At 53.8% G+C, this 6652-nt stretch carries 6 protein-coding genes; 1 reads left to right on the top strand and 5 read right to left on the bottom strand.

Annotation, left to right across the window (positions count from 1 at the left end; translation table 11 throughout):
* Positions 1–6: 6 nt before the first annotated feature.
* From FP815_08705 to tsaD, 4 genes are read right to left on the bottom strand one after another with little or no spacing between them, the layout of a single operon-like run.
* Entirely contained in the window at positions 7–1191 is a 1185-nt protein-coding gene (locus FP815_08705) for an iron-containing alcohol dehydrogenase (protein ID MBA3015020.1), read from the bottom strand.
* A complete protein-coding gene (rsmA, locus tag FP815_08700) occupies positions 1184–2056 on the bottom strand; it encodes a ribosomal RNA small subunit methyltransferase A (protein MBA3015019.1) in 873 nt (290 codons plus the stop codon). Before rsmA ends, FP815_08705 begins: the two co-directional genes overlap by 8 nt.
* A 20-nt stretch (positions 2057–2076) precedes the next feature.
* Complete coding sequence (locus tag FP815_08695; protein ID MBA3015018.1) at positions 2077–2589, bottom strand: DUF2062 domain-containing protein; 513 nt, start codon at positions 2587–2589, stop codon at positions 2077–2079.
* Positions 2586–3590: a tRNA (adenosine(37)-N6)-threonylcarbamoyltransferase complex transferase subunit TsaD gene (gene tsaD, locus FP815_08690; GenBank protein ID MBA3015017.1), complete on the bottom strand. Its 1005-nt coding sequence runs from the start codon at positions 3588–3590 to the stop codon at positions 2586–2588. Before tsaD ends, FP815_08695 begins: the two co-directional genes overlap by 4 nt.
* A gap of 218 nt (positions 3591–3808) precedes the next feature.
* On the opposite strand from tsaD, the gene moaA reads away from it, so the two are divergent.
* Positions 3809–4807, top strand: coding sequence for a GTP 3',8-cyclase MoaA (gene moaA / locus FP815_08685; protein MBA3015016.1), 999 nt, complete (start codon positions 3809–3811; stop codon positions 4805–4807).
* A 55-nt stretch (positions 4808–4862) separates the two neighbouring features.
* Here the strand turns inward: moaA and pheA are convergent, their stop codons facing one another.
* Positions 4863–5960, bottom strand: coding sequence for a prephenate dehydratase (pheA, locus tag FP815_08680; GenBank protein MBA3015015.1), 1098 nt, complete (start codon positions 5958–5960; stop codon positions 4863–4865).
* Positions 5961–6652 lie beyond the last annotated feature (692 nt).

Below are 6652 nucleotides of genomic sequence, written 5' to 3'. Positions count from 1 at the left end.
ACGTGTTTAGTGTGAGGGAGTAACTGAGCCCACGGCAAACCGCAAGATTTCTTCGATTGTTGCCGTATCGTAGTCGTCAAGGCGCCAGAGTTTGGCTTGCGTTAGGCTGTGGGTTGCCAGGGTATTGATGGCCGTCTCGGGTATGGTAAGCTCGGTTAGAGTGGTGGGGCTGTGTATCTGTTTAAACCAGCCGTGGAGACGATCAATCCCTGTATGTGCTTTTTCTTCAATACTCCCTTCGGTGATCATGAAAACCCGTTCTGCCAACTGGGCAATTTTATGGGGGGCTCTGGCCGCTCTCCAGCGAAGCCAGGCTGGGATGACCACTGATAGCCCGGCGCCGTGGGGGACATCATAGAGGGCGCTCATGGCGTGTTCGATCATGTGCATAGGGAAGCCTATCGGGCCGAGACCAGCGGCAGTCCAGCCATTTAAGGCCATGGTGGCGCACCACATCAGATTGGCCCGACCGGAATAACTCTTTGGATCAATTAGGACCTGGTCACAGGCCTCAATCAGATTCATGATCAGTCCTTCGATAAAGCGGTCTTGTACCGGGGTGTACGGATCTGTCGCAGTGAAATAGAATTCCAGGGTGTGGGCGATGGCGTCCACCGCGCCATAGGCAGTGTAGTTTTGGGGCACCGAGAATGTGACAGTGGGGTCAAGAATCGAGACCTTGGGACAGAGCTTTTTGTTGCCGATGCCAAGTTTGAGGTTGGTCTCGTCGTTGGTGATCACCATGCCGCCATTCATCTCAGAACCAGAGGCAGCAAGCGTCAGCACCGTGCAGATCGGCAATGGCGTGGTAATTCCAGCCTTGCCTTTGAAGAATTTCCAGACATCATGCGCCACAACCGCACCTGCGGCAATGGCTTTTGCTTCGTCGATGACGCTGCCGCCGCCAGCGGCTACGATGACATCCACGCCATGGGCTTTGCAGAGAGCAATTCCCTGCCTGACATGGCTTAGCACTGGGTTTGATTTGACGCCGCCGTGTTCAACGACGGTGATGTCGCTTGCTGCGAGCGCTTCGATAATCTGGCCGTGGATGCCGTTTTCCTTCAGGCTCTGGCGGCCATAGACCAGCAGGGCGGTGGCGCCGAAGGCGCGGGTCTCAGTGCCGATGTGATTGATGGTGTCACGGCCGAAGAGAATCTTGGTCGGATTTTCTAAGACAAAATTATGCATCAGCTTCTCCCTTGTCGTAGGCCTGGCTCAAGGCGATATACTCTTGGACTGAGAGTTGATCAGGGCGGCGGGTGGGGGCAATGCCTGCCCGGTTAAGATATTGGCTGATGATTTTCTTGTCGTTGGTGCGGACGGCACCACTTGACAGGGCGTTGACAATCGTTTTTCGGCGCTGCTGGAAGGCCACCTTGACCAGTGCTTTCAGCAGGGTTGGAGACCATGTCCCTTCGGTTCCGGGAGGGAACGGTTGTGCCTGGAAGGTGATGCGGATGACCATTGAGTCAACCTTCGGTCGGGGATGGAAGTGGTCTGGGCCGATTTTGAGTAGAGGTTCTATTGTGGCGCAGGTGCCGAGGAGCACCGACAGCACTCCGTATGCCTTGGTTCGTGGTTGGGCGCACAGGCGGTCTGCTACTTCCTTTTGCAGCATGATGACGGCAGAGGCGATGTGGTCCTTATTTTCGATCATCTTGAATAATACCGGATTGGAGATGGAGTAAGGAAGGTTGGCGATAATCTTCAAGCGTCCGCCACAGTCCGCCGCCAAGCGGGCAAGGTCGGTTTTGAGCAGGTCCTCATGGATAAGGGAAACATTGTCAGGCAGAGTTGCCTGCTCCGTGTGCCATTGGACGATGCCTGAGTCAATCTCAATGCCGATGACCTGTTTTACTCGTTTGGCCAGAGGGATGGTGAGCGAACCGAGGCCGACCCCGAATTCGATGATAGTGTCCTCTTTGTCTGGCGCTGCCCGGTCCAGGATAGTCTCGACGATCTGTTCGTTGACCAGGAAGTTCTGGCCGAAGCGTTTTTTGGGGGCCAGATGTTGATCCTTGAGGATATTTTTAATCGTGCTGCGTGTCGGCATGGGGTGTCCGGTTTTTCTATTTAAGAAAAGTAGTCTGGCTGCTTCTTGTATTTTCGTTTATGCTGGAGTTTCTTGAAGAGTTTGTAGGTCAGGATATAGCCTGCCACGGTAAAGGGAATAGCGAGGATTGTCCCTCCCAGGCAGAGGACAATCACCGTGTCAACTCCGAGTTCAGAGAGGGCAATCAGTTTATCCTGGATTCCTGACCCGGAAAGGACGATGTCCAAGACCCCTTTGATCCGCGCCCAGGTGAGATTGTACGGGGTGAGCGCGTTGCCAATCAGCCAGGAAAGGTAGTATTGGGGAAAGTAGGTCAGCGGGTTGCAGAAGGCGACACTGGTGAGAAAGGCGGCAATGAGGTTGGCGCGGAAAAGTGGTGCGGCGATCAGGATGGCGATGGTATGGAGCGGGATCGTCGGGGTAATGCCGATGAATATCCCTAAGGCCGCTCCCCGGGCAAGATGTTTGGGATCGCCTTTCAGGCGGAGGAAGCGCAGCTTGTAATACCGAAGAACTCGCTGGAACTTGTTCATTGGAGTATTGGTGTCCTGGAGTAGGCATCCATGTCGTAGGTCAGGGTTTTCTTGGCCTCAAACTGATAGGAGCCGGCTAAGGCGATCATTGCCGCATTGTCGGTGCAGAACTCGCTGGGTGTCAGGTAGAGAGAGATGCTGCGGTCGGCGCACTGCGCGGAAAATATTTCACGCAGCCTGGGATTGGCGGCAACGCCACCGGCAACCACAACTCTCTTAATCCCGCGCTGCTCAGCCGCCTTGATGGTCTTAACTACTAGGACCTCGGCCACCGCCTCTTGGAATGAGGCGCAGATGTCAGCAATGGCGGGCTCCAGTTGCCGCTTGCGACATTCGTTGACATGGTTGGCCACAGAGGTCTTGACGCCGCTGAAGGAGAAGTCGAGGCTATCCGGGGCGAGCCAGGCACGGGGGAAAGCGATTGCCTTTCGGTTGCCTTCGGTAGCCCTCTGGCTGACAATCGGGCCGCCTGGGTAGGGGAGTCCAAGAAGTTTGGCCGCCTTGTCAAAGGCTTCACCCGCGGCATCGTCACGGGAGCGGCCCAGGATTTGATAGTCAAAGAACGAGGTGACCAGAAAGATGCTGGAATGTCCGCCTGAGGCGATCAGAGCGATGAAGGGGAATTTCGGTTTCTTATCCCCTAAAAAGACGGAGAGCAGGTGCCCTGCCAGGTGATCGACCCCGACGTAGGGAATCTTCTTGACCAGAGAGATGGCCTTGACAAAGGAGAGTCCAATCAACAGTGCCCCGACCAGACCTGGCCCTTGAGTGACCGCCATGCCGTCAAGCTGCTCTAAGGTTATTCCAGCCTCATCAAGGGCTGCTTGCACCACCGGGTAGATATTTTCGAGGTGGTGACGGGACGCCAGTTCGGGCACTACCCCCCCATAACGGCGATGGATATCGATTTGAGAGTTGATGACGTTGGCCACCAGCTCGCCATGGGCCAGCACCGCGGCGGCGGTTTCATCACAGGAGCTTTCTACGCCAAGGATAATCATTAGAGTACAGTGTTGATTTTAGTTGCGAACATGAGGTTAGTGTTAAGCTTCTCTTATTACCTGATTGTGTCGTGATAGGCACTTAAAAGTGAAAAAACCTCATCTTTGTGGAAACTCTTTGACAACCAGAGGGAGAGCAGGCTATGCAGGTGGGGCTATGTGTAGTGCGTTCAGCCTGCAAGACGGGTGACTTTTTTCACTGAACCGGATTATTAGAAATGCCAGCCGATTTACTCGATTCATTCTCGCGAACCATCTCCTATCTGCGGATCTCCTTAACCGACCAGTGTAACCTGCGTTGTCTTTATTGCCGGCCCTTGGCTGGTGAGGAGAAACTCGCACGTCTTGATCTGTTGAGCTATGAAGAAATTCTGCGGGTGGTGCGGGTAGCCGTTGGTCTGGGAATCATCAAGGTCCGGTTGACAGGCGGCGAGCCACTGGTCAGGAGCGGGGTGTTGCCCTTTATCGGGGAGTTGTCCGTACTGCCGGGGCTTGACGAGATCCGTCTGACCACTAACGGCGTGCTGCTGGATCGAGCGGCTGCGGAACTTTATCAGGCGGGTATCCGCAAGCTCAATATCAGCCTTGACAGTCTCAAGCGCTGGCGATTTGCCGAGATTACCGGAGGGGACTTCTTTGACCGGGTGTGGGCTGGGATTGAGGAGGCTCGGAGGATAGGTTTTTCGCCCATCAAACTTAACGTGGTGGTTATGCGCGGTGTCAATGATGATGAGATCATCGACTTTGCCCGGCTTGTTCAGGATCAACCGTTTCACGTCCGCTTTATCGAGTTTATGCCCATTGGCAATAGCAACGTCTGGCAAGAATCGCGTTATCTGCCCGCCAGTGAAATCCGCGCCCGGATCGAATCCGTATTCGGCGTACTGTCCCCAGTCTCCAGCCACAAGCTTGATGGGCCGGCCCGCCTCTTCACTCTGCCAAGTGCTCAAGGCTCTATCGGCTTTATCAGTCCGTTAAGCGATCACTTCTGTGATACCTGTAACCGGTTGCGGTTGACTTCGGCCGGCAAGCTCAGATCGTGTTTGCTTACCGATCGTGAAACCGACATTAAATCGGTTCTCCGATCGGGGTGTAGCGACCGTGAGATCGAAGAACTGATCGTGGCGACCATTCGTGAGAAACCCAAAGGTCATACCTTGGCTGAGGCCGGGATTATCGGGAGCTGTCACGGCCAGATGTCGCGGATCGGTGGATAGAGCGGGTTGGCGAAGCGTAACCCAAGCAGGCTCTCGATCTTTCCCTGCGGAAGCCTTACTCGCTTCCATCCATCTGGGGATATGATCCTAGCCACTCGAAACTGGCGCAGGTCTCTCGTAGAGTGGCACAGGTCCTTTTCACGATCTGATCTTCAATGTGTCCGATAAAATCAATAAAAAACATATACTTGCCAGCCTCTCCTTTGACCGGTCTTGACTCGATCTTGGTGAGATTGATGCCGTTATCGGCCATGATGTTCAGGGTGTGATAGAGGGCGCCTGGTTTGTCGACCAGGCTCAATAGTAAGGATGTTTTATCCCGGCCGCTGCGGCTTGGCGACTTGTCGCCAATCAACAGGAAGCGGGTGGTGTTTCCTCGATAATCTTCAATTCCTCGTGCCACTACCTGCAGGTCGTAGGTCTTGATCGCTAGCTCACTTGCCACCGCGGCCAGCGTGTGGTCCTGGTGGGCCATCTGGGCGGCGGTGCCGGTGCTGAACACTGATTGGTTCGTGATGCCCGGCAGATTCTTGCGCAGCCATTCCCGGCACTGGGCCAGGGGTTGGGAATGGCTCACCACCTGTTTGATATCCTCGATGTTGCCACTGTAGTTGACCAGATTATGTTTGATCGGTAGGTTGACCTCGCCGCAGATCTTGACTCGGTATTTGATGAATGAATCGAGCGCCGAGGTCACCGAACCCTCGATGGAATTCTCTACCGGGATGATGCCGTAGCGGACTCGGCCATGTTCGACGTCGTGGAAGATATCCTCGATGGTCTGCATAGGGAGAAATTTTGCGGAATGTCCGAAATATTTTACTGCCGCCAGGTGGGAAAATGTCGCTTCTGGTCCGAGATATCCCACATCCACTGTCTTTTGTGAAAGACGGCAGGTGGTGATTATCTCGCGGAAGATGCTGATCATCGGTTGCTCTGGGAACTCTCCTTCGTTCATCAGTTTTAATCTTTCGAATATCTGCCTTTCCCGTAAAGGATCCCATTTGGCGCGGTTTTCCTGGTTTTTGAGTCTGCCTATTTCTTTGGCGCAACGCAGTCGTTCTTTTAAAAGTTCCAGGAACTGATTGTCAATGGCATCAATCCGTTCTCGTACTTTGAGGAGGGCCTGGCCCGGGGTTTCATCATCTGTCATGGGGTACTCCTTGGCCGCTGAGGTGCCTATTTGTAAAGACCGGAGAAGAGGAGTTCGGCTGGGTGCAACGAGGAACAATTGCCTGATGCCGGTCTTTCGGTCTGGTTCCCTTTGTTGTAAACAAAAAAACAGGATAAGGGCATGTCTGATGTGTTCTTTCTGCCTTGACCGCCCACACTATCGTGACGCGCCGCGATTGTCAAATCTCAAACACTTATGGTGTGACAAAAAGCAATTTATTCAGTGGGCAATCCTGCCTGAGGGGGTGGTGGCGTCCTCGTCTTGTCCCGTCTCACGTTTGCCGGTCACACCCTTATCGTTCTTGAGTTTGGTAATAAGGGACTTGGAATTTCTTAAAATACCACATTCCTTTTGCCGTCATACCAGCATGCCCCTAGCTGGTATTCAGGAATTTAGCTGGATTCCGGCTGGAACCATGCCGGAATGACGGGATGCTTAAGCTGATAAATGGTGTATCAGTATTTTCCAAGTCCCTAAGCAAATAAAAAGTTGACAGTCTCGCAAGAAGGTAGCCGATGGCTGAGCAGGTACGTGAGCGAAGAGAGACTCCGAGGCGCGGGGTGCGTTTTGCGAATGAGGTTATACATATGGTATGCCGAATGAGTAAAACTTCCACGCAATTCAGTTCAATCCCCGCTGGTGTTGGACGGGGACGCAGTAGATCCGACTTT

This window comes from Desulfobulbaceae bacterium (assembly GCA_013792005.1).
GTDB lineage: Bacteria > Desulfobacterota > Desulfobulbia > Desulfobulbales > VMSU01 > VMSU01.
This window is presented reverse-complemented; position numbering and strand designations above follow the sequence as displayed.

What these genes read in the sequence shown, in the direction of transcription:
- FP815_08705 (MBA3015020.1), bottom strand. Translation starts at nt 1,191, where the DNA reads ATGCATAATTTTGTCTTAGAAAATCCGACCAAGATTCTCTTCGGCCGT.
- moaA (MBA3015016.1), top strand. Translation starts at nt 3,809, where the DNA reads ATGCCAGCCGATTTACTCGATTCATTCTCGCGAACCATCTCCTATCTG.
- rsmA (MBA3015019.1), bottom strand. Translation starts at nt 2,056, where the DNA reads ATGCCGACACGCAGCACGATTAAAAATATCCTCAAGGATCAACATCTG.
- FP815_08695 (MBA3015018.1), bottom strand. Translation starts at nt 2,589, where the DNA reads ATGAACAAGTTCCAGCGAGTTCTTCGGTATTACAAGCTGCGCTTCCTC.
- tsaD (MBA3015017.1), bottom strand. Translation starts at nt 3,590, where the DNA reads ATGATTATCCTTGGCGTAGAAAGCTCCTGTGATGAAACCGCCGCCGCG.
- pheA (MBA3015015.1), bottom strand. Translation starts at nt 5,960, where the DNA reads ATGACAGATGATGAAACCCCGGGCCAGGCCCTCCTCAAAGTACGAGAA.